The organism is Flavobacterium tructae, from assembly GCF_002217475.1.
GTDB lineage: Bacteria > Bacteroidota > Bacteroidia > Flavobacteriales > Flavobacteriaceae > Flavobacterium > Flavobacterium tructae.
Genome location: NZ_MUHH01000009.1, coordinates 92,457 through 114,591, shown reverse-complemented (window position 1 = coordinate 114,591; position 22,135 = coordinate 92,457). Strand labels below are relative to the sequence as shown.

The 22,135-nt window shown below is 35.5% G+C and carries 19 protein-coding genes; 10 read left to right on the top strand and 9 right to left on the bottom strand.

The genetic code is table 11. The annotated features are described in order from the left end of the window. Nucleotides 1–14: 14 nt before the first annotated feature. Together B0A80_RS02235 and B0A80_RS02230 are read right to left on the bottom strand one after the other, a co-directional pair. The gene (locus B0A80_RS02235; protein WP_089076262.1) at nucleotides 15–548 is read right to left on the bottom strand and encodes an AAA family ATPase; all 534 of its coding nucleotides are present in this window, start codon (nucleotides 546–548) and stop codon (nucleotides 15–17) included. 333 nt (nucleotides 549–881) lie between these two features. Continuing rightward, the gene (locus tag B0A80_RS02230) at nucleotides 882–1,793 is read right to left on the bottom strand and encodes a carboxylesterase family protein (RefSeq protein WP_089076275.1); all 912 of its coding nucleotides are present in this window, start codon (nucleotides 1,791–1,793) and stop codon (nucleotides 882–884) included. Nucleotides 1,794–2,082: 289 nt separating this feature from the next. On the opposite strand from B0A80_RS02230, the gene B0A80_RS02225 reads away from it, so the two are divergent. The 4 genes from B0A80_RS02225 (at nucleotide 2,083) to B0A80_RS02210 (ending at nucleotide 5,491) form a co-directional block, all read left to right on the top strand. After that, entirely contained in the window at nucleotides 2,083–2,379 is a 297-nt protein-coding gene (locus tag B0A80_RS02225) for a DUF493 family protein (RefSeq protein ID WP_017498101.1), read from the top strand. Between the two features lie 3 nt (nucleotides 2,380–2,382). Further along, nucleotides 2,383–3,105, top strand: coding sequence for a DUF4290 domain-containing protein (locus B0A80_RS02220; protein WP_089076261.1), 723 nt, complete (start codon nucleotides 2,383–2,385; stop codon nucleotides 3,103–3,105). 97 nt (nucleotides 3,106–3,202) lie between these two features. Continuing rightward, a complete protein-coding gene (gene murA, locus B0A80_RS02215; protein ID WP_017498103.1) occupies nucleotides 3,203–4,516 on the top strand; it encodes a UDP-N-acetylglucosamine 1-carboxyvinyltransferase in 1,314 nt (437 codons plus the stop codon). A 99-nt stretch (nucleotides 4,517–4,615) separates the two neighbouring features. Next, a complete protein-coding gene (locus B0A80_RS02210; RefSeq protein WP_017498104.1) occupies nucleotides 4,616–5,491 on the top strand; it encodes a cation diffusion facilitator family transporter in 876 nt (291 codons plus the stop codon). Between the two features lie 485 nt (nucleotides 5,492–5,976). Here the strand turns inward: B0A80_RS02210 and B0A80_RS02205 are convergent, their stop codons facing one another. From B0A80_RS02205 to B0A80_RS02195, 3 genes are all read right to left on the bottom strand, one after another. Continuing rightward, nucleotides 5,977–8,466 (bottom strand): DUF5686 and carboxypeptidase regulatory-like domain-containing protein, encoded by a 2,490-nt coding sequence (locus B0A80_RS02205; RefSeq protein WP_089076260.1) that lies wholly within the window; start codon nucleotides 8,464–8,466, stop codon nucleotides 5,977–5,979. A 265-nt stretch (nucleotides 8,467–8,731) separates the two neighbouring features. Next, entirely contained in the window at nucleotides 8,732–9,145 is a 414-nt protein-coding gene (gene aroQ / locus B0A80_RS02200) for a type II 3-dehydroquinate dehydratase (protein ID WP_089076259.1), read from the bottom strand. 191 nt (nucleotides 9,146–9,336) lie between these two features. After that, complete coding sequence (locus tag B0A80_RS02195; protein ID WP_017498107.1) at nucleotides 9,337–9,897, bottom strand: porin family protein; 561 nt, start codon at nucleotides 9,895–9,897, stop codon at nucleotides 9,337–9,339. A 403-nt stretch (nucleotides 9,898–10,300) separates the two neighbouring features. Here B0A80_RS02195 and B0A80_RS02190 point away from each other — a divergent pair, with 403 nt between their 5' ends. The 3 genes from B0A80_RS02190 (at nucleotide 10,301) to B0A80_RS02180 (ending at nucleotide 13,528) form a co-directional block, all read left to right on the top strand. Then, entirely contained in the window at nucleotides 10,301–10,879 is a 579-nt protein-coding gene (locus B0A80_RS02190; protein WP_070907626.1) for a porin family protein, read from the top strand. Nucleotides 10,880–10,958: 79 nt separating this feature from the next. After that, nucleotides 10,959–11,855, top strand: a complete 897-nt coding sequence (xerD, locus tag B0A80_RS02185; protein ID WP_089076258.1) for a site-specific tyrosine recombinase XerD — start codon at nucleotides 10,959–10,961, stop codon at nucleotides 11,853–11,855. A gap of 152 nt (nucleotides 11,856–12,007) precedes the next feature. Then, nucleotides 12,008–13,528, top strand: a complete 1,521-nt coding sequence (locus B0A80_RS02180; protein WP_089076257.1) for a PAS domain-containing sensor histidine kinase — start codon at nucleotides 12,008–12,010, stop codon at nucleotides 13,526–13,528. Between the two features lie 79 nt (nucleotides 13,529–13,607). Here the strand turns inward: B0A80_RS02180 and rny are convergent, their stop codons facing one another. The 3 genes from rny to B0A80_RS02165 all read right to left on the bottom strand — a co-directional run bounded on the left by rny (nucleotide 13,608) and on the right by B0A80_RS02165 (nucleotide 15,974). Further along, complete coding sequence (gene rny / locus B0A80_RS02175) at nucleotides 13,608–15,170, bottom strand: ribonuclease Y (protein WP_017498111.1); 1,563 nt, start codon at nucleotides 15,168–15,170, stop codon at nucleotides 13,608–13,610. A 209-nt stretch (nucleotides 15,171–15,379) separates the two neighbouring features. Next, nucleotides 15,380–15,673: a cell division protein ZapA gene (locus B0A80_RS02170; RefSeq protein WP_017498112.1), complete on the bottom strand. Its 294-nt coding sequence runs from the start codon at nucleotides 15,671–15,673 to the stop codon at nucleotides 15,380–15,382. Nucleotides 15,674–15,683: 10 nt separating this feature from the next. After that, the gene (locus B0A80_RS02165; RefSeq protein WP_017498113.1) at nucleotides 15,684–15,974 is read right to left on the bottom strand and encodes a Mis12-Mtw1 protein family; all 291 of its coding nucleotides are present in this window, start codon (nucleotides 15,972–15,974) and stop codon (nucleotides 15,684–15,686) included. Nucleotides 15,975–16,153: 179 nt separating this feature from the next. Here B0A80_RS02165 and B0A80_RS02160 point away from each other — a divergent pair, with 179 nt between their 5' ends. The 3 genes from B0A80_RS02160 to B0A80_RS02150 all read left to right on the top strand — a co-directional run bounded on the left by B0A80_RS02160 (nucleotide 16,154) and on the right by B0A80_RS02150 (nucleotide 21,180). Continuing rightward, nucleotides 16,154–17,848, top strand: a complete 1,695-nt coding sequence (locus B0A80_RS02160; protein ID WP_089076256.1) for a M23 family metallopeptidase — start codon at nucleotides 16,154–16,156, stop codon at nucleotides 17,846–17,848. A gap of 53 nt (nucleotides 17,849–17,901) precedes the next feature. Beyond that, nucleotides 17,902–20,319 carry a TonB-dependent receptor gene (locus B0A80_RS02155; protein WP_089076255.1) on the top strand — a complete coding sequence of 806 codons (2,418 nt, stop codon included), beginning with the start codon at nucleotides 17,902–17,904 and terminating at the stop codon, nucleotides 20,317–20,319. A gap of 138 nt (nucleotides 20,320–20,457) precedes the next feature. Further along, nucleotides 20,458–21,180 (top strand): hypothetical protein, encoded by a 723-nt coding sequence (locus B0A80_RS02150; protein WP_089076254.1) that lies wholly within the window; start codon nucleotides 20,458–20,460, stop codon nucleotides 21,178–21,180. Between the two features lie 193 nt (nucleotides 21,181–21,373). Here the strand turns inward: B0A80_RS02150 and B0A80_RS02145 are convergent, their stop codons facing one another. After that, nucleotides 21,374–22,075 carry a DUF2971 domain-containing protein gene (locus B0A80_RS02145; RefSeq protein WP_070907621.1) on the bottom strand — a complete coding sequence of 234 codons (702 nt, stop codon included), beginning with the start codon at nucleotides 22,073–22,075 and terminating at the stop codon, nucleotides 21,374–21,376. Between the last annotated feature and the right edge of the window lie 60 nt (nucleotides 22,076–22,135).

The following is a 22,135-nucleotide window of genomic DNA, read 5'->3' as shown; positions in this document are numbered from 1 at the left end:
CTTTAAACGCCTGCCTAAATTTTATCTAAGATATAAAGAATTCTGTTTTCAACCGTATCTTTAGGTACTTCAATTAAGTCGTAGCCATATTTTTTATAGGTATCAACAAGATGTTTTTGGATTTTTTCGGCCTGCTCAAAATTTTCGTAGCGTTCGGTGTCGCTTTCGTAAATTTCTTCCCATGGCGGTAAAATGAAAGTTTTTGAATATTTATAATCCTCACAGGCTTGTACAAAACTCTCAGGATAATCATCATTAATGTAATCCATGTAAGCTGTTACATCAGGAATTCCACGATCTATAAAGACTACTTCATGCGGTTCTTCAACTGCGTCTTTGTATTGTTTAATTCGACCATTCAACAACATTTCACTAAATAATAAAGGTTGTTCAAGGAATAATTGTTCGATGCCTCTTTGCTGTGCTTCGAGTGTAACTTGTCTTGAAATTTCTGGGTAACAACAGTAGCCACGAGCTACCAATTCGTTGATTAGAGTAGATTTTCCCGTTCCCGGGCCACCAATGAGAACTATAATTTGTTTTTGCACTTTCTAAAAATAAAGCGCAAATTTACCTAAACTTATTGGTATTTAAAAAGATTATTTTGCCTTAACCAGATGATTTCGCAATTTAAAATAAATATAAGGTTCAGCTGTTTATTAAAATTCTTTTGTTTTTTGAATTTCAAGAAGCTCCGGAGGAGTGATATATTTATAGAAAATAAGAGGTTGCAGAAGGAGAGCCCCATCGGGGTGAAATAATTTTTGGCTGAGGTATTATATTTAAATTTCAGGATTTTTTGAAAAACGAATATGTTTTAGAAACTATTGATAAGTCCCATCGGGACGAAATATTTATAGAACCCCGTCGGGGTGAAATAATTATTCGCAAAATAAATAATTGCCGGAGTTTTTCTTTTGGGAAGGAATAATCAAATGCGATTCGAATTTTTTGCCTTTCAAAACGTTATTTACAAAATCCAGAGCATATTGCTGTCCTTCATGAAATAAATATCCCGAAAATTCGTGCCCGCCTCCGCAAAAAGTAATCAATTCTATATTTTTATGTAAGTCTTTCATGTGATTGTACACGGCATAAGATCCAAATAAAATCAGCCAACCGGAAGCATTTGTTAAACAGGAGCGATGCGAGCCTGCATTGTAAGGAACCGTTTCGTCGTTGTTTCCGTGTGCTAACAGCATTGGGATGGCTTTTCCTTTGGTCATTAGATTAATGTCCATAATAGCGCCCGAGCCTCCAATGAAACCGGCATATTTGAAATCAGGAGATAAATTGTTTGGGTACAAATTCATCAGTTTGTAATCCCAGAACGAAGCGTGAAAGCCAATTTCGGCACCTGCACTGATTCCTGAAATAAAGAATTTTGAAGTGTCGAGATTGTATTGATCTGCATTTTTAACTAGAAATGAAGTGGCTTGCCACATATCACTAACGCCAATTTGAATTGCTTTTATCTTTTCGGTTAAAGTTCCTTTACATCCAAAATCTTTTCCTTTCATGTACAGGCTGTAGGAGATGCTCGCAACCGCATAGCCGTTTTTCGCCATAAAAAGCCCAAAATCTTTTTCACTGGTTCGTTCTCCACCTGAAAAGCCTCCTCCAAATGCAAATAAGATTAATGGAGTTTTTTCATTGGCTTTTTTCTTAGGCAGGTATAAATCTAAATCCAGTTTGAGTGTGTCGTTTTGGAAATAGGTTAAAGTTTTAATTTCCTGTGCGTGAATGTTGTGAAAAGTGAGAGTAGTAAAAAGTAAGATGATAATTTTTTTCATTGTGGTGTGGTTCAATCCCGTAATCCTGATAGCTATCGGGAACAAAGGTGTGAAGTTTTTCAAATATAAAAGTTTGCCACGAATTCCACTAATTTTCACTGATTTTTTTAGGTATTAACTTGTTTTAAAATGGTACAAAAACTAAAGTTTTTATCAGTATGTTTTATTTAGTAATAATTAGTGGAATTTGTGGTAAAAAAACAATCATTATTTCCTTCTGAAAAATCTAAAATCTAAAATCGAAAGTCTGAAATCAAAACCGTATATTTGCGTTTATTTTTAATTACGAATGGAGAACGATAAAGAAAAAAACACCGCTGAATTTTACGAAAGATTAAAAGTTGAGTTAGACAATTCAAATACCTGGCCAGCAGAATACTTGTATAAATTCATAGTACCTTCAGTAGACGATAATGTTGAGCGAGTTGAAAAAGCTTTTGACAGTATGGGAGCGGTTATCAAAACCACAAAATCTAAAACCGGTAAATTTACCAGTGTTTCGGTTGATGTTACCATGCATAGTGCTGACCAGGTGATTAGCAAATACAAAGAAGTTTCTACTATAGAAGGTATAGTTTCATTATAACTTATGAACGAAAAATATAAAAAAGAAAGTGCGAATGATGTTGTTTTTAATTTAGAATACAATTCTGAAAGACAACGATTAATCATTCCGGAATATGGTCGTCATTTGCAAAAACTGATTGATCAGGCTACTGCAATTGAAGATGTCGAAACACGCAACAAAGCTGCTAAGTACATTATTCAGGTAATGGGAAGTCTGAATCCGCATTTGCGTGATGTGCCAGATTTTCAGCATAAATTATGGGATCAGCTTTTTATTATGTCTGATTTCAAATTGAATGTTGATTCACCATACCCAATTCCGTCTCGCGATGTTTTGCAATTAAAACCAGATGCTTTACAGTATCCGCAGAATTTTCCAAAATACAGATTTTACGGAAACAATATCAAGTATATGATCGATGTTGCCAATAAATGGGAAGATGGCGAGATGAAAAATGCTTTGGTAATGGTGATTGCCAATCACATGAAAAAGTCGTATTTAAGCTGGAACAAGGATACCGTTAAAGACGATGTGATTTTTGAGCATCTGTATGAGTTGTCGGGAGGTAAAATCAATTTGCTTCAAAGTTCTGAAGAGCTTTTAAATACAACTGATTTATTGCGTACCAATAAGCGTATGTCGAATAAGATTACACCGGCAGGACAGCCAAAAATCCAAAACAATAAAAACAATAAAGGCTCGGGAAAACCGAAACCTTTTCAGAAAAATAATAATCAGAAGTAAAAAAGTAGCTAAGATGCTGAGGGACTAAGATGCTAAGTTTTTTTCTTAGAGTCTTAGAACCTGAGAATCTCAGAACCTTAGAACCTAAAAAAGAAATATGGGAATTTTTAAAATCGAAGGAGGAACACCTTTAAAAGGAGAAATCACTCCGCAAGGAGCAAAAAATGAAGCATTACAAATTTTATGCGCCGTGCTTTTAACGGGGGATAAAGTGAGAATTAATAATATTCCCGATATTATTGACATCAATAAATTAATTACTTTATTGGGTAATTTAGGCGTTAAAATCCAACGAAATGAGCCGGGTTCGATTACGTTTCAGGCAGATGAGGTTAATGTAGGTTATTTGGAAACTGAAGCTTTCAAAAAAGAAGGTGGAGCTCTTCGTGGTTCTATTATGATTGTCGGACCGCTTTTGGCACGTTTTGGTAAAGGATATATTCCGAAGCCTGGAGGAGATAAAATTGGACGTCGTAGATTAGATACACACTTCGAAGGTTTCATTAATCTTGGAGCAAAATTCAGATACAACAGAGAAGATCATTTCTATGGAGTAGAATCTCCTGAGGAAGGTCTTACCGGAACAGATATGCTGCTTGATGAGGCATCAGTAACCGGTACAGCAAACATCGTCATGGCTGCTGTTTTGGCAAAAGGAACAACAACTGTTTACAATGCTGCATGTGAGCCTTACTTACAGCAGTTGTGTAAAATGTTAAACTCTATGGGAGCTAAAATTACCGGAGTAGGTTCAAACTTATTGACTATTGAAGGTGTTGAAAGCCTTGGTGGATGTGAGCACAGAATTCTTCCGGATATGATCGAAATTGGTTCATGGATTGGTCTGGCGGCGATGACAAAAAGCGAAATTACGATCAAAAATGTAAGCTGGGAAAATTTAGGTTTGATTCCAAACACCTTTAGAAAATTGGGAATTACCATTGAAAAACGCAATGACGATATTTACATTCCTGCTCATAAAGACGGGTATGAGGTAAAAACAGATATTGATGGTTCTATTTTAACTATTGCTGATGCGCCATGGCCAGGATTTACTCCTGATTTATTGAGTATTGTTCTGGTTGTAGCAACACAAGCCAAAGGCGATGTTTTAATTCACCAGAAAATGTTTGAAAGCCGTTTGTTTTTCGTAGATAAATTAATCGATATGGGAGCAAAAATTATGTTGTGCGATCCGCACAGAGCGGTGGTTATGGGACATAATTTTGAGTCTCAATTGAAAGCAACAACCATGTCATCTCCTGACATTCGTGCAGGAATCTCATTGTTGATTGCCGCTCTTTCAGCAAAAGGAACTAGTACAATCCAAAATATCGAGCAAATTGACCGTGGTTACGAACGTATCGATGAGCGTTTGAGAGCAATTGGAGCAAAAATCGTGAGAGCGTAAACGTAGAAATATTTGCTGCGAATTCACGAGTTTAAACTAAGATTATAATTTTTTGTATAATTCGTGAATTCGTGGCTAAAAAAATATAAACGTAGTTAAATGACAGATGAACAAAAAGCTGTAAAAGCTACTTATTTTAGTATTATAGGAAACACCTGCTTAGCCATTTTAAAAGGGCTGGCAGGTTTTTTTGGCAATTCATATGCCCTAATTGCCGATGCAATCGAATCGACAACCGATATATTTTCGTCATTTTTGGTTCTGTTCGGAATTAAGTATTCGAATAAACCGGCAGACGAGAATCATCCTTATGGTCACGGTCGCGCAGAACCTTTAATTACGTTTCTAGTGGTTGGTTTTCTGATTACTTCAGCGACTATTATCGGATATGAAAGTATTGCTAATATCCAGACTCCGCATGATTTACCAAAATCCTGGACACTTTATGTTTTGGGAGCTATTATCATATGGAAAGAATATTCATTTCGTCTGGTAATGAAACGAAGCAAACAAACCAACAGCTCATCATTGGCGGCAGATGCCTGGCACCATCGTAGTGACGCGATCACTTCGGTAGCAGCGTTTACCGGAATTTCTATCGCCTTGATTATGGGGAAGGGGTATGAATCAGCAGATGATTGGGCGGCACTTTTTGCTGCTTTTTTTATCTTATACAACAGTTATAAAATTTTCAGACCGGCCTTAGGTGAAATTATGGACGAAAATCTGAACGATGATTTAGTCGAAGAAATTCGTGTAAAGGCTTTAACAGTTCCGGGTATTCTGGGTACCGAAAAATGTTTTATCCGTAAAGCAGGAATGCGATATCACGTAGATCTCCATGCCATAGTTTCGGCTAAAATTTCGGTGAAAGAAGGACATGAGCTTTCACACAAACTACAGGATACTTTAAAAGAAAAAATTCCACAATTGGGCAATGTATTGATTCATATTGAACCGGATGATTATCATTGAGGAGAAAGACTCTAAGTGGCTAAGGTCTTAAGATGCTAAGGAAGAACTTAGAATCTTAGGGCCTTAGTTTTTCAGTAGCTTTTGCTAATCATTTAGCTGAATTCTTCCTATAGAATAGGAGATGCTTATATTGAGGAGAAAGACTCTAAGTGGCTAAGGTCCTAAGATGCTAAGAAAAACTTAGAATCTTAGGGCCTTAGTTTTTTAGTAGCTTTTGCTAATCATTTTGCTGAATTCTTCCTATAGAATAGGAGATGCTTATATTGAGGAGAAAGACTCTAAGTGGCTAAGGTTCTAATATGCTAAGGGAAAACTTGGAACCTTAGGATTTTAGTTTTTCAGTAGCTTTTGCTAATCATTTTGCTGAATTCTTCCTATAGAATAGGAGATGATTATATTGAGGTGACAGATTCGAAGTGGCTAAGGTTCCAAGATACTAAGAAAAAACTTAGAATCTTAGAACCTTAGTTTCTCAGTAACTTTTTCTAATCTAATACATTCAAAATCTTCAATCCAAAGACAACGCCATTTTGCTGAATGCCTCCCTGATAAGAATGAACATAATCTACTCTGAAGATTTTGAACTTCCCGAATCCTAAATTATCTAAACCAGCTGTAAACTCAGAATAAGGCTTTCTTTGTGGTATGGCTAACGAGTGAAAACCAATATTCAGAGTTGATTTTAAAAGATTTAGCAGCGGTATTTTATTCATAATATAGCCTTTGTCGTTGTGTTCCAGATGCATTTCAAAATAACTGTCATTAGTGCTGTTGGTGTAGTAAGGCATCAGGTTGAAAACGTTCAGGTAACGGCCGCTTGTGCCAATGTGAGTCTGGTTTCCGTTAAAATGTTTATAATCGACAAACGAAATGTTATCGGCATTAAAGAATTTGGCGGCTTTAAAACTCATTCCTAAAACGCCTTTATTGCCTAAAGATAAATCATAGAGAACTGCTGCTCCTATTTTTTCAAACTCATATTTCTTTTCGCTAGCTGCAAATGCTTTCTCAATATTTAAGAAGAGTGTTGGAAATTTGTCGTTTTTAAAATTATATCTCCCATCTGGTCTCGAAATGTATTTGTTTCCAAAGTTAATTCGGGCACTTAAAGCTGTTTTAAACAAATGATGTTTTTCAAATACAGGAGTGGTAAAATCGTTTGGAGCTAATGGATTATTGGAAGAGTATAAGTCTTCTCTTTTGAAGAAAGAATAATCGGTGGTGTTAAAAAGCGGTTTTCGCTGCTCATAACCCAATTTTGCGTTGAGACTAACGCCATTTAGCACATTTTGCGAATAGTTGATCTGTGCAAATTCTAAATTATACAGTTTCATGTAATTGTCTTTAAAAAATAAAGAACTTATAGAGTTGACCAACTTGGTTATAGGTTCGGCACTATTGAATTGTGCTACTTTAGTTCCCCCTGAGGCACTGATCGTAGCGTGATTTACATTGTTGAATTTATGGCTGAATTCTCCGGTAACCCTAAAACGTTCATCTGAAAAACCATAATTAAAAGTGGTGCTTAACGAAGTCGTTTTACTTTCGTCTTCACTCCATTTCTTAAAAGAGAAACCGGAATCCAGATTAAATCCCTGAACAGTATTAAAACTTAGCGAAACCAAATTCAACAATCCTTTATATTCGAAAGAATGTCTTTTGTAGGTGTTTTTATAGTTGTAGCCCATTAAGACATCCAGAACTTTAAATTTGTTGTTTTTGGCATCAACGGAGTCCGTATATTTTTGAGATTTTCTGATTATTTGCAAACTATCCTTTTTAGTGTAATCGTTACTTTCTTCAATGGTTAGAGGAATTGGACGAATGTTGTTCCAGAAAGCATCATCCTTTTTATTTGCGTTGAGTTCGAAAGAGACAATTTCATTACCGAATGTTTTATTTTCAAATGAAGCAGGAAAGTCGTAATTGGAATATATATAAGCAAATTTTCCGGAGAATTTAATGCCAAAAAGGCCAGCAGTGAAATCTAAGGTTTGCGCATTTTTAATCCAGATTTTATTTTGTGTATTGTAGGTGAAATTTTGTTTTAGATTCATTACCTCCGTGAATTCGTTTTTCATGCGATAGCCTTTGATGTCCAAATCGATGGCGTAAATGGCAAAGCTGTCCTCTACAATGTAAATGTAGCCTTCAAAAACAGGTTCTTTATCACGTTTTGGGATTACCTTGATTTTATATATCTGTTGTTTATTGTCGTCAAAAAAAGTGCCTTCGAGTTTGTATTTATAATAAGCGAAAGCATTGTCGGCAATAGGAGAAATGAGTTTGGTGTCGAAGTTTATCGTGTTTTCATAAAAATCATAAGTCGACCGTGAAGCAGTATTGTAGCTATATCCTCTATTGTTTCCTGAGATTTTAGAAGCAATAATGCGTTCTTTTAATTTGTTAGGTTTTTCAAAAGTAACCTTAGAAATGGTTTCTGATAAATACAAAATACCAGTTCCGGTAGAATCTAAATTCGATGCAAGATCGTCACCCAGATCTACTTTTTGTCCCAGAATTTTCTTCGGTAAGTCTTTTACCTTAAACATTCCTTTGGAGTAGAAATCGGCGGTATATCGTGCAATTTTGTCGGAGTTGTCTTTTTTTGCTGCAATAGCACTTTTAATAATGGCGTTTGCAGGATTGTTTTTCGGGTCAATTACCACCTCGTTTAAAGCAAAACTCTCCTCAGTCATTTTCACATCCGGCAGCGTCGTTTTTGCGTTAGCAGAAATGGTTATTTTATGAGTTTTATATCCCAGATATTGAAAAACGATTTTGTTTTTGCCTGGCTCTTTTACGGTAAGCTGATATTTCCCCTGCTCGTTAGAAGTAGTTCCGCTATAGGTGTTTTCTTCAAAGATGGATACAAAGGGCAATGGAGTCCCTTTTTCATCGGTTACAGTTCCTTTAATTTGGGCGAAATTTGAAATTGAAAAGAATAAAAAGGCAAGTAAAGTATAGTTTTTCATGAGAGTTGTATCTCTCACAAAAATAGAATAAGTTAAAAATGAGGCTATTAAAAATTTGTTAAATGTAAGAAGTTAAATGTAAGATGTGAGATGTGATCTGAAATGTTTTATTGGTTTAAGTTGTAAATCCTGGAACACTGCATTTGGTTACGTTTTAAGAATCAAAAAATAAGAATCAAAATAGTAATCGGTAAAAATTAATCTGTTGCCTACAGCTCTCATCCTGCAGTTTACATCTGACATTTCACATCTGACGTTTTACGTCTCACAGAAAAGATTGTATAGCCAGTTCGTAGCTTTTTAGTCCGAAACCAAGGATAACACCTTTGGCATTTCCGGATAAATACGATTGATGTCTGAAACTCTCTCGGGCGTAAGTATTTGAAATATGTACTTCGATTACGGGAGTAGTAACGGCTTTTATTGCATCACCCAATCCTATAGACGTGTGGGTATACGCTCCGGCATTCAGAATAATTCCGTCAAAAGTAAAACCACATTCCTGAATTTTCCCAATCAATTCGCCTTCAATATTGCTTTGGTAATACGAAAGTTCAATGTTTGGGAATTTAGCCTGCAACGTTGCAAAATAATCTTCAAAAGTTTGACTTCCGTAAACTTCCGGTTCTCTTTTTCCTAAAAGATTCAAATTGGGTCCGTTGATAATGCAGATTTTCATGGATAGTAAGGTGTGATATGTGAAATGTAATATGTGAAATGTAAAACAATTGGTAAGTATCATTGAATTTTGACATTGCCATTGTCATTGAAATTGTCATTGATTTTTGCCATCGCCATTGAACAGTTGTAAAAATAAAAAAACCGTTCCAATTAATAGAACGGTTTTGGTAAAAGTATGTGATATATTTTTTAGAACAAGAATCCGGCAGAGATCTGGAAAGTTGAGTTTTTAACATCAGCATTTTTAGAAGCTTCAGTTAATCCTAGACCATAACGACCCTGAACAAAAATGCTTTTAGTAAGTTTTACTCCTAATCCGGCATTAAGACCAAACTCAAAAGTTTGTGCATCTTTAACATCAAACTTATTCTTTTCACTTAATAAAAAGGAAGCCTGAGGACCTACTTCTAAGCTAAAAGTATCGTTTAAGTAAAACTTAGCCATTACAGGAATAGATAAGTAGCCTAATTCATTTTTAAATTCATTTACAGCATTTTTGTAAGTTGCTCCCTGAGTAGAATATAAAAGCTCCGGTTGAATAGCAAATTTGTCTAACAATTTAAGTTCTGCAACAACCCCTACGTGGTAGCTAGTGATTCCCTCTTTGTCAAATGCTACACCCTGAAGACCTGCGTCTCCGGTTTGGCTCGCAAAGTTAACCCCTGCCTTAACTCCAAATTGTACTAATTGTGCCTGAATTGTAGCTGAAGTTGCGATAAACAATACAGCTGCTAAAATTATCTTTTTCATAAAAGTGTTTTTAAAATTTGATTTTTTTAAATGTTATTTATTAGTCAAAACTACAGAATTAGGAATTTATTGTTTTATATTTTGGTTTAAATAATTACTAAATTTCCCATTTTTATTGATTTTAGGTATGTAATTGGCTCTATTTAAGAAGTTTATTTGGGATCGGTTTTTTGAGATGTATTTATTATTTAGTCAGATTTATACTTCAAATTGTGTTTTTAAATTTTTTTATTTCGTAAGTTTATTTTGATATTATAGATTTGATATTGGGCTGTAATGAAGAAGAAAGGTCTGTTGATCGGGTGATAAAACAGTATTTACCAATTTATTAATTAGCATACAAGTTCTTTTTTAATAAGGTTATCTTTATATTTGTTTTGAATAACTCAAAAAACAAATTGTAATGAAAAGAATAATTTTGGCTGCTATGGCAGTAATGGTATTTGGTTTTGCTAATGCACAAAAGACCAGATTCGGAGTAAAAGGAGGTCTTAATATTTCGACAGTAGTTGGAGGAGATGTTGAAGATACTAAAGCTCTTGTTGGTTTTCACGTTGGAGGTTTTGCAGAAATTCATGTGGTTCAAAGATTTTTTATTCAGCCGGAGCTTTTATTTTCTGCTCAGGGAACTAAAGTTGACGGTTCATTGAATGATACGGATATTAAGTTGAACTATTTGAACATTCCTGTAGTTGCTAAGTATTATATCATTGATAAAAAATTCAATGTTGAAGCGGGGCCACAGCTTGGTGTTTTGTTATCGGCTAAAGTAAATGGTAATAATATTAAAGATTTTACCAGATCGGTAGATCTTGGTTTTAACTTAGGAGCCGGATACAGTTTTACGGATAATCTTTCAGTAGGTCTTCGTTACACAATCGGATTATCTCCGCTTTCTGATAAAGATATTGATAATTCAGATGACTATTATGACAGTGCTAAAAACAGTAATCTTGCGCTATCTTTAGCATACAAATTCTAATTTTATTCAACAATAAAATTTGTAACCTTCCCTAATCCGGAAGGTTTTTTTATGCCTGAAAATGTTTTACTTTGTAGCTATGAATTGGAACCGTTACATAAAAGATTATCAGTCGTATTTGCGCATCGAGAGAGGTTTGTCTAAAAACACGATCGAAAATTATGGTTTTGACATTGAACGCTTGTGTCTTTTTCTGGAAACCAATAGTATAGAGATTTCTCCCATAAAGATTGATGGCGAAACGGTTCAGCAGTTTATTTATGCGGTAGCTAAAGAAGTCAATCCACGCTCACAGGCGAGAATTATTTCGGGCTTGAAAAGTTTTTTTAATTATCTGGTTTTTGAAGATTACAGAAACGACAATCCGATGGAACTGATCGAAACTCCTAAAACAGGACGGAAATTGCCCGATACGCTGTCTTTAGATGAAATTGATTCTCTTATTGCGGCAATTGATCTGAGTACCAATGAAGGGGAACGGAATCGCGCTATGTTGGAAACTTTGTACGGTTGCGGACTTAGGGTCTCGGAATTGATTTCTTTAAAAATTTCAGATTTATTTTTTGAAGAAGGGTTCGTTAAAATTACCGGAAAAGGAAATAAAGAGCGTTTTGTTCCAGTGGGTAAATTTGCTCAGAAATACATTCAGATTTATCAGAAGGAGATTCGGGTGAATCTTAAAATAAAAAAAGGTTGTGAAGATACTTTATTTTTGAACAGGCGAGGAAATCAGCTTACACGCGCCATGATTTTTACCATTATAAAAGATCTCGCGGTAAAAATAAACCTCCATAAAAGTATCAGTCCGCATACATTAAGGCATTCTTTTGCCACTCATTTACTTGAAAATGGTGCCGACTTAAGATCAATTCAGTTGATGTTAGGGCACGAATCGATTACTACGACTGAAATTTATGTGCATTTAGACAGGAGTTTTTTGAAAGAGGTAATGTTATCTTTTCATCCACGGAAGTAATTTTTGAAGCAGGAAGTCGTTTTTAAATCAAAAAAGTGATATATTGTATAATATTTTGTGGTAATTAGGGAATAAAAGAGCCAATTTCAGCTTTTGTTTTTTACTATTGGGATCATTGTTTTAATATTTCAATCTACATAAATAAGTGATATATGGTTTTTGATTTATATGGAAATGAGAATTGCTTAGAGGTAAATAATTTTTATAAAAAATTGCTTGCCGAAATGCCGGACCTGCTGTTTCAGTTTGTTGTTGACAGCGAAAACAGGTATACTTTCCCTCTGGTCAGTAAATCAGCTGACGATATTTTTGAACTTAGTGTAAAAGAGTTTACCAATGATATTAAATTGGTAATTTACCACCGTATCTTTCCTCAGGATCGTGATTTGTTTTTTCAGTCTTTAGTCAAAGCACGTAAAGAAGCAAAGCCCTGGAATGTCGAATTTAGAGCCGTTTTACCCAAAAAAGGAATGCGATGGTTTAAGGTCTCTGCCAAAACAGAGCAGTCCGCTGACGGGCGTGTTAGCTTTTTTGGACATGTTTCAGATATTACGGAACTAAAAGATAAGGAAGAAAAACTACGTATTTCTGAAGAGCGTTTTCAATTTGCTCTGGAGGCCTCTACTGCCGGGATCTGGGATTGGGATATGGTGACTAATAGGGTTTTCTATTCGTCATTGTCGTTAAAGATTTTGGAATTGGATTCTGCTGATATTTTCGATGATCCGGAACGTTGGGATAAGATTGTGCATCCCGAAGATCTTCCAAAGTACTATTCGGATATACAGGAGCATTTTGATAATAAGATCCCATATTACGAAAATTACCATCGCGTCATGACTTCAAGTGGTAATTATAAATGGATTCTGGATCGCGGAAAGGTTATTGAAAGGGATGAAAATGGAAAACCATTGCGTGTAATAGGGACACATACTGATGTTTCTTTGCAGAAAGAGAAGGAGTTGGAACTCTTAAAAACGATGAAATTGTACAGTGATCAAAATAGCCGATTGGTTAATTTTTCTCATATCGTTTCACATAATTTGAATACGCAGGCCGGAAATATAAAGTCGATCCTGGATTTTATTGACGCGGATGTTGACAAACAAACTGTAAGCGAAATGTTAGAACATTTGAGAACCGTTTCTAATGATCTGAACGATACGATTGCCAATTTAACTCAGATTGTAAAGACACAAAGCAATATCAATATTGCTGTGGCGCCATTAAAGCTTTCAGAATATATTGAGAAAACAATTTCAACCATTAGAGGGTACGACAAGCATAAGAAAGTCACAATTGTAAATAATGTTCCAAGGTATTTGACAATTAATTTTAATCCCGCTTATCTGGAAAGTGTTTTGTTGAATTTTACAACAAATGCTATAAAGTATGCGCATCCGGACAGAGACCCTGTTATTGTTTTTGATTTTTCAATCGAACCGGACGGCTACAAGTCATTAAAAATTACAGATAATGGTTTGGGAATTGATTTGGCGGTGTACGGTGATTTATTATTCGGGATGTATAAAACTTTTCACAAAAATCAAGAGGCAAGGGGAATTGGGCTCTATATTACCAGAAATCAAATTGAGGCAATGAAAGGAAGTATTTCGGTAGAAAGTACAGTGGGAGTAGGAACGAGTTTTAAAATTATCTTTAACGATATTTAAAAGGATCAAATTGGTATAAAAAATAAAGGCTATCTGTTTTAGAAGATAGCCTTTATTTTTTATGAATAATATATAGAGATTACTTTGCAATATTAACCGCTCTGGTTTCTCTAATTACAGTAACTTTTACCTGCCCCGGATAAGTCATTTCAGTCTGGATTTTTTGTGAAATCTCAAAAGATAAATTCGCAGCATTGTCATCAGAAACTTTTTCGCTTTCTACAATTACGCGAAGTTCTCTACCGGCCTGGATTGCGTATGCATTTTTCACACCGCTAAATCCGTAAGCTACTTCTTCAAGGTCTTTCAAACGCTGAATGTATGAATCTAAAACCTGACGTCTCGCTCCTGGTCGTGCACCTGAAATAGCATCACATACCTGAACAATCGGAGAAAGTAATGATTTCATTTCGATCTCGTCGTGGTGCGCTCCAATAGCGTTGCAAACTTCTTCTTTTTCACCATATTTCTCTGCCCACTGCATACCTAGTAAGGCGTGAGGTAAATCACTTTCAGTATCCGGAACTTTACCAATATCGTGAAGTAAACCAGCTCTTTTGGCTAATTTTACGTTTAAGCCTAATTCGGCAGCCATGATACCACAAAGTTTAGAAACTTCTCTCGAGTGCTGTAATAAGTTTTGACCGTAAGAAGAACGGTATTTCATTCTACCTACAACTTTAATCAATTCAGGATGTAAACCGTGAATTCCTAGGTCGATAACAGTACGTTTACCAACTTCGATAATTTCGTCGTCAATTTGTTTCGCTGTTTTAGCAACTACTTCTTCAATTCTTGCAGGGTGAATACGTCCGTCTGTTACCAGTTTATGCAAAGATAAACGGGCAATTTCTCTACGAACAGGGTCGAAACAAGAAAGAATGATCGCTTCAGGTGTGTCGTCAACAATGATTTCAACTCCCGTTGCGGCTTCAAGAGCTCTAATGTTACGTCCCTCACGTCCAATGATTCTACCTTTTACATCATCAGATTCAATGTTGAATACTGAAACGCAATTTTCAACTGCTTCCTCAGTTCCAACTCTCTGGATCGTATTGATGATGATTTTCTTCGCTTCTTGCTGAGCAGTAAGTTTTGCCTCTTCGATAGTGTCCTGAATGTGTGACATCGCTTTGCTTTTAGCTTCGGCTTTTAATCCTTCTACTAATTGCTCTTTTGCTTCTTCGGCAGAAAGTCCTGAGATTACTTCAAGCTGCTGCAATTGACTTTTGTGTAATTTGTCAACTTCAGTTTGTTTTTTGTCTAAAACTTCAATTTTGTTGTTGTATTCCTGTGTTTTAGATTCAAACTCGTCGTTTACTTTTTTTGCCTTCGAAAGTTCGTTAGAAACTTGTGATTCTTTATCGCGTACTCTTTTTTCTACCTCTGCTACTTTTTTATCTCTTGCTAAAATAACTTGTTCGTGCTCTGATTTTAGTTCGATAAAACGTTCTTTTGCCTGAAGGATTTTATCTTTCTTAATATTCTCGGCTTCTAAATTAGCATCTTTTAGAATGGAAGCTGCTTCTTTTTTAGCGTTTTTGATGAGGTTAGAAATATTGCTTTTTTCGATGATTTTAGCAATTGCAAAACCTGCTGCAATTCCTATAACGCCTGAAATAATGATCGTTATTATGTCCATGTTTGTTAAAATTTATATATAAAAAAAGCCTACATTAATTGCTTGAATAAACTCGTAAAGACAAGTTTTGAGCTAACTCACTGTTCAAGTTTCCAAGCCGAAGCATGGCATACTATAGTAGCGACGATTTGCTCATTCTAAATTGTTAGTGTTGAGTTTACCAATTGTGAACTAATGTAGGCAGTATCTTAGTTGTTGTAAAAGAACGTTTAATTTTCGAGATATTGATCTAATAGCGCATTTAATCTTTTAATTCTTTCGATAGTTTCTTCTCCATCGATTGCATTGTCAATTTGTTTTTGTTCGACTTGCGATGCAAATTGCAGGGCACACATCGCCAGAACATCCTGTTTGTCACGAACCGCGTAACTTTCTTCGAATTGCTTAATCATAGCATCAATTTTTTTAGAAGCACTTCTGAGTCCTTCTTCCTGAGCAGGTTCAACCGTTAAAGGATAAACTCTGTCTGCAACTGATATTTTAATTTTAAGCTTTCCGTCCATGTCGTCTTGGTTAATCGGATAACTGTGCTATACAGTAGTCAATTTCGCGAATTAATGAATTTATTTTAAGCTTTGTCTCTCTCTTGTTGTTGTCACTGCCGAGTAATGAATTGGCGATCTTAAGTGTTTCATGTTGCTTTTTCAAAGCTTCAATTTCTTCAGATTGTTTCTGGATAATTTGCGCAGCTTTGGCTAATTCTAATTGTAAAGCCTGATTATTATGCTCCAAGCCTTTTGATTTCTCAAAAAGCTTTTCGACTTTATATTCAAGAGTATCAATTATTTCGGCAATTACACTCATTATAAATCCTATTCATTACTTAATCCTACAAAGTTAGTATTCCTTTTTATTAATGCAATTTTTTATCGATTTTTTTACATTAAAAATAAACAAACGAATGAAATTCAATCGATTGTATTTTTGTGGCGTTATACTCGGTTTTCGCTTCTTAATTTTTTATCTTAGCAAAAATGTTACTTATGAAATTTTCGTTACTGGCCCTGCTTTTTAGTCCGTTTATTTTTGCGCAGACGCAATATCCAAAAGATTATTTTCGTCCGCCGCTGGATATTCCCATGCAGCTTTCCGGTAATTTCGGGGAGTTGCGACCAAATCATTTCCATGCGGGGTTTGATTTGAAAACGAATCAAAGAGAAGGATTAAAGGTGTACGCCATTGCTGACGGATATGTGTCGAGAATTAAAATTTCGACTTTCGGTAACGGTAAATGCATCTACATTACGCATCCAAACGGATACACTTCGGTATATGGACATTTGCAAACTCCGGTAGGACCAATTTTGGATTATGTAACCAAAACACATTATAAAGAAAAAGCATATGAGATTGAAATGTTTCCAAAACCCAACGAGCTACCGGTTACAAAAGGTGATCTGATTGGGCTTTCCGGCAATACAGGTTCATCAGAAGGGCCGCATCTTCATTTTGAAATTCGGGATACTAAAACAGAATTTGTGATTAATCCCATATTTTTTGGCTTCGATAAAAATCTAAAAGACACTAAAAAGCCTAGTATTTCGGGTGTGTATGTGTATCCTATGGATAATGTGACGGTAAATCAGTCCAAACAGCCTTTGTTGCTGAATGTTGCCTTGCAAAAGGACGGGACTTATCTGGCTGGTAAAGTAAAAGCCAATGGTAGGATTGGTTTCGGAATTTCTGCGGTAGATTATGATGATGTTTCGTTTAATAAAAATGGTGTTTTTAATGTTTCTACTTTTCTGAACGGAAATCAAAATTACAATTATCAATTCAATACCTATTCCTTCGATGAGATGCGATATATAAATGCTTTTATCGATTATGGCAAATATAAAAAGTCAGGTCAGCGGGTTCAGAAACTCTTTATGAAAACACCTTACGCGTTGAGCATTATTAAAACCGATTCCTTGCGTGGGATTGTTTCGGCCGAACCTAATTTAGCATCCACTTACAGAATTGAGGTTTCGGATTATTTTGGGAATTTAAGCACGGTTACTGTTCCGGTTGAATATGACACAGCAACGCCAATTGTAAAAGAGGAGCCAGTAACTTCAAAATACTTTATTAAAGTCAATAAAGATTCGAATTTTGAAAAAGACAATATGTCTGTGTTTTTTCCGGCTGGAACTTTTTATGATGATTTTAATTTAAACTTTGATGTTAAAAATAACCGTATTTATGTTCACGACGATACCGTTCCGGTACATTCCAATTTTACCATTACGATTAAGGACAGCTCGTTTCCGGAGGCTTTAAGAGATAAACTTTTTATTGGAAGATTTAACGGAAACTCTGCCAGCTATAACGGAACAGTAAGAAAAGGAGATGTTTTTACTGCCAAATCAAAAACATTAGGGCAATTTGGATTAGTTTTGGACACTATAGCGCCTGTCATTAAAATCGTAAAACCAATTCAGGACAGGTGGATTACCGGAGTTAAAAAGATAGAATTTATCATTAATGATTCTTCTTCCGGAATCAAATCGTACAACGGTTATCTGAATGGAAACTGGGTTTTGTTTGAATATGAAAGTAAATCAAGAAAAATAACGCATACTTTTGATGATAGTCTCCTTGCTGAAGGAGCAAATGATTTAAAAATTGAAGTGATTGATAATGTAGGAAATTCTGCTATCTTTGAGACTCATTTTTTTAGAAGCCAACAAAAATAAAACCCAAACACTTGAATCAAATTAAGTTAATAGCCGTTTTCCTTTTTTTATGCATGACCTTTATTTCATATGCTCAAAAGGCTCATGTAAAAGGTGTTATTCTGGACGAGCAGAAACGTCCTGTGACTGGAGTTAATGTCAGTTCTTCCGGGAATGTTTCGCAATCTGATTCAAATGGTTTTTATGAAATCGTAGTACCGTCAGGTAAAAAGATTTCGTTGATTTTTACCCACGTTTCTTTAAAAATGATGAGTCTGACCGTACATTTAGCCTCAAATGAGATTTTCGTTTTTAATCCCTTAATGAGTAGTTCCGAAGAACAAATGGGAGAAGTTTTTGTTTCTTCTAAAAGTAAGAAGAGGATTCAGGGTATCGCAAATGTCGATGTCGCCACTATTAAGAAAATACCGGGAGCCAATGCCGGAATCGAGAATATTTTGAAAACACTTCCGGGTGTAAATTCCAATAATGAACTGAGTACACAATATGCGGTTCGGGGTGGAAATTACGATGAAAATCTGGTTTATGTGAACGAGGTCGAAGTCTATCGCCCATTTTTAATTCGTTCCGGACAACAGGAAGGGTTGAGTTTTACCAATACTGATTTAGTGCAGAATGTTGACTTTTCGGCAGGAGGATTTCAGGCAAAGTTTGGAGATAAGTTATCCTCTGTTTTAGACATCACTTACAGAAAACCAACGCAGTTTGGCGCTTCTCTTGAAGCCAGTTTGCTTGGAGGAAGTATATCGGTCGATGCTGTTTCTAAAAATAAAAAATGGTCGGCTGTAACCGGAGTTCGTTATAGGAATAATAGCTTGTTGGTGAATAGTCAGGATACACAAACGAATTATACCCCAACTTTTGCAGATATTCAGACCAATGTTAATTATGATATTTCTGCAAAATGGCAAATGAGCTTTTTAGGGAATATCTCTCAAAATAAATATTTGTATCAGCCTTTAACCCGTGAGACAAAATTTGGGACCATAGATCAGCCAATGGCACTTGCTGTGTATTATGAAGGCAGGGAACGGGATCAGTACAATACCTATTTCGGTGCCTTGAAAACGACTTACAAAGTTTCGCCCACTTTTACTTTGAAATTAATTGGTTCCCTTTTTCATACCATAGAACAGGAGCATTTTGATATTCTCGCACAATATCGTTTGGGTAGTATAGAGAATGAAGACATCTCAAATGTCGATTTTACTCGTGGAATAGGTTCGCAATTGAGCCATGCCCGAAATGACTTGGATGCTTTAATCGCTAATATAGAGATTAAAGGTTTTAAAGAATGGAAAAATGACAGCCAGCTGGAATTTGGTTTGAAATATACGCGTGAATCAATTAGGGATCGAATTGTAGAGTGGGAGATGATTGATTCAGCTGGATTCTCGATTAATCCACCAATTGCTTTTTTACCGAAGAACAATCAGCCTTACGAGCCTTATACCGGGCCATTATTACCGTATCAGGAGGTACGAGCGACAAATTTTAATACCATAAACCGATTTTCGGGATATGCGCAATGGAATAAAAAATCGGAAATAGGATCCAGTCAGGTTTGGTATAATCTCGGTGCTCGTTTTCAGAGTTGGAATGTTTCAGGAGGGGCTGTTGAAGGTAAGACTCAAGCCGTTTTCAGTCCGCGTGCCCAATTTGCTTTAAAACCGGATTGGGATATGGACATGCTCTTCCGACTTTCCGGAGGATTGTACCATCAGCCCCCTTTTTATAGAGAACTTAGGGATTTAAATGGTGTGGTAAATCCAAATGTGAAAGCGCAGGAATCTGTTCATATCGTTTTGGGGAACGACTATAATTTTAAAATGTGGAACCGTCCTTTTAAATGGGTTACAGAACTTTATTATAAATCGCTGTCGGATGTAAATGTGTATTCGATTGATAATGTCAGAATTCGATATGTTGCCAATAATAATGCAAAAGCTTATGCGCAAGGAGTTGATTTCAGGCTGAATGGAGAGTTTGTACCCGGAACAGAATCATGGATTAGCTTTGGATATTTAAAAACTGAAGAAAACTATGAAAACAAAGGTTATATCGCGAGGCCTACAGACCAGCGTTTGAAATTTGCAATGCTGTTTCAGGATTATATGCCAAGTATTCCAAGTGTAAAGTTGTATTTGAATCTGGTTTATAATACCGGTTTACCCGGAGGAGCACCAGCTTATTCAGATCCATATCTGTACCAAAGGAGATTGAATGATTATCGTAGAGCGGATGTTGGTTTTGCGAAAGTTTTTGTAGATGGAAACACGAAAGTTGCTAAGGCTAAATGGTTGAAGAACTTTAAAGAATTGTCTGTTGGAGTTGAAATTTTCAATCTTTTTAATAATCAAAATGCGATTACCAATACCTGGGTTCGTGATGTGTATTCTAAAAACCACTATGCAATTCCAAATTATATGACTTCGAGGGTTTTTAATGTGAAGCTGAATGCGAGATTATAAAATATTGATTTCGTTCTTTCTGCTGAGTATGCAAGTATCTGCGTGAACAACTTATAGAAGTGGTTCTAGTAAAATTCAATAAAACTAGATAATACAATCAAAAATACTATATTTGATATCCTAATAGAAGTAGCATACATGAAAAAGATCTTAACCTATATAGCCCTGGCAAGCATCGGAACACTTACAAGTTGTAAAGATGAAGTGAAGAAGCCTAAAGTAATTTACGACACCGCCAGTAAAACTAATACTGTTGCAAAAACAGATTCTACGCAGATTGAAATAGCCGATTTGCCTATTCAAATGGAAGGAACAAGTTATTTGATTCATCCGGTTGGAGACTTGCGTGTTTTTGAAAAAGGAACAAAAGCCCGTTATGGCTCTTCGAGTGTAAATGATGTAAGTTTTACAATCTCTAATTTAGGAGAATTTGAAATCACGGGGTATTTACAAAACCTGAAGTTCCAGAAAGTTGATTCAGATTCCATACGTCCTTTGACAGATAAACCAGCCCTGATTTTGACGGCTACTTATTTAAAAACGGTTGCTGATAAAACACAGAATCAGATTATGGTGTATACTCTGGCGGACTCAGATACCAATAAAGATGGTAAAATTGACACCAGTGATATTAAGACCTTGTATTTAAGTAATATCAGCGGTGAACATTTTACTAAAATTTCAGAAGACTTTCAGGAATTGGTAGACTGGAATTTAATCGAATCAAGAAATCGTTTGTATTTCAGAACGATTGAAGATACGAACCAAAATGGACAGTTTGATAAAAATGATGTTTTACATTACAATTATATCGACCTAGCTTCTAAAAAATGGGAAGTTAAAAGTTATAAACCTATTTAGAAGGTTCTAAGGTGCTGAGATTCTAAGATCCTAAGATTTTTGAACCAGAAAAAAGGCTTTTAAAAATTAATTTACTTAATTTTTAAAAGCCTTTTTCTTTTAGATGATGCGTAAAATTCTTTTCATCTGTGCAATCTGTGGCAAAAAAACTTAGAACCTTAGCACCTCAGAATCTCAGCACCTTTAAAAAAACCTATATCAAAATATCACTTTCCAGATCCGATTTCTCGATTTCGAGATCAAATCCCAGACGTTCCGTTAAATCGATTACCAGTTTTTTGTACCAGTTTTCAGATTTTGGATGAATGTAAATCTTTTCGATCAATTGCCTTAGGTCAACATTGATTTTTAAGCCATCGTTTAGTTTAATGTCACTTTTTGAAGTATCGGTAAGAATTCGAACTTCTCTTTCGTACTGAAAGCTTTTACGCTTAAATAAAAAGGGAAAGAATAAATCATCAAACGGGATGTACTCTTTTTTGTAGTCGATATAGTTTACCTCGCCAATATACTGATCGAAATTGTTTTCCGGTTTTACAGCATTTTGCAGTCTTCCTATGGTAGACTGAATAGCTAAACCCTCATTGTTTTTGGTGAAAATCTGCCACATGGCAAAGGATTCATATTCGTTGATGTGCCAGCTGCTTATGGCTACCTGTTCGCGATGGGTTTTGTAGTAGTTTAAGAAATCCGGATTGTCTATGGCCAGTTTTTTAATTTCTTCAAAGGTTGGTTCGCTAAAAGTGCCCTCGTACTGATCCTCAAACTTGTCAGAACGGGACATGAATAGTTTTTTGGACATTAATAAATCAAGGAATTTAGATAAGTCTAAGTATTTCCAGACAATTGTATCCGGGTCATCCGGAAGTTTTATGTTTGAATTATTAAGGTACATTTTTACGGATTTAAGATTATTCGAAATAAAAAAGCCACAAATTATACAGATAAATATAAG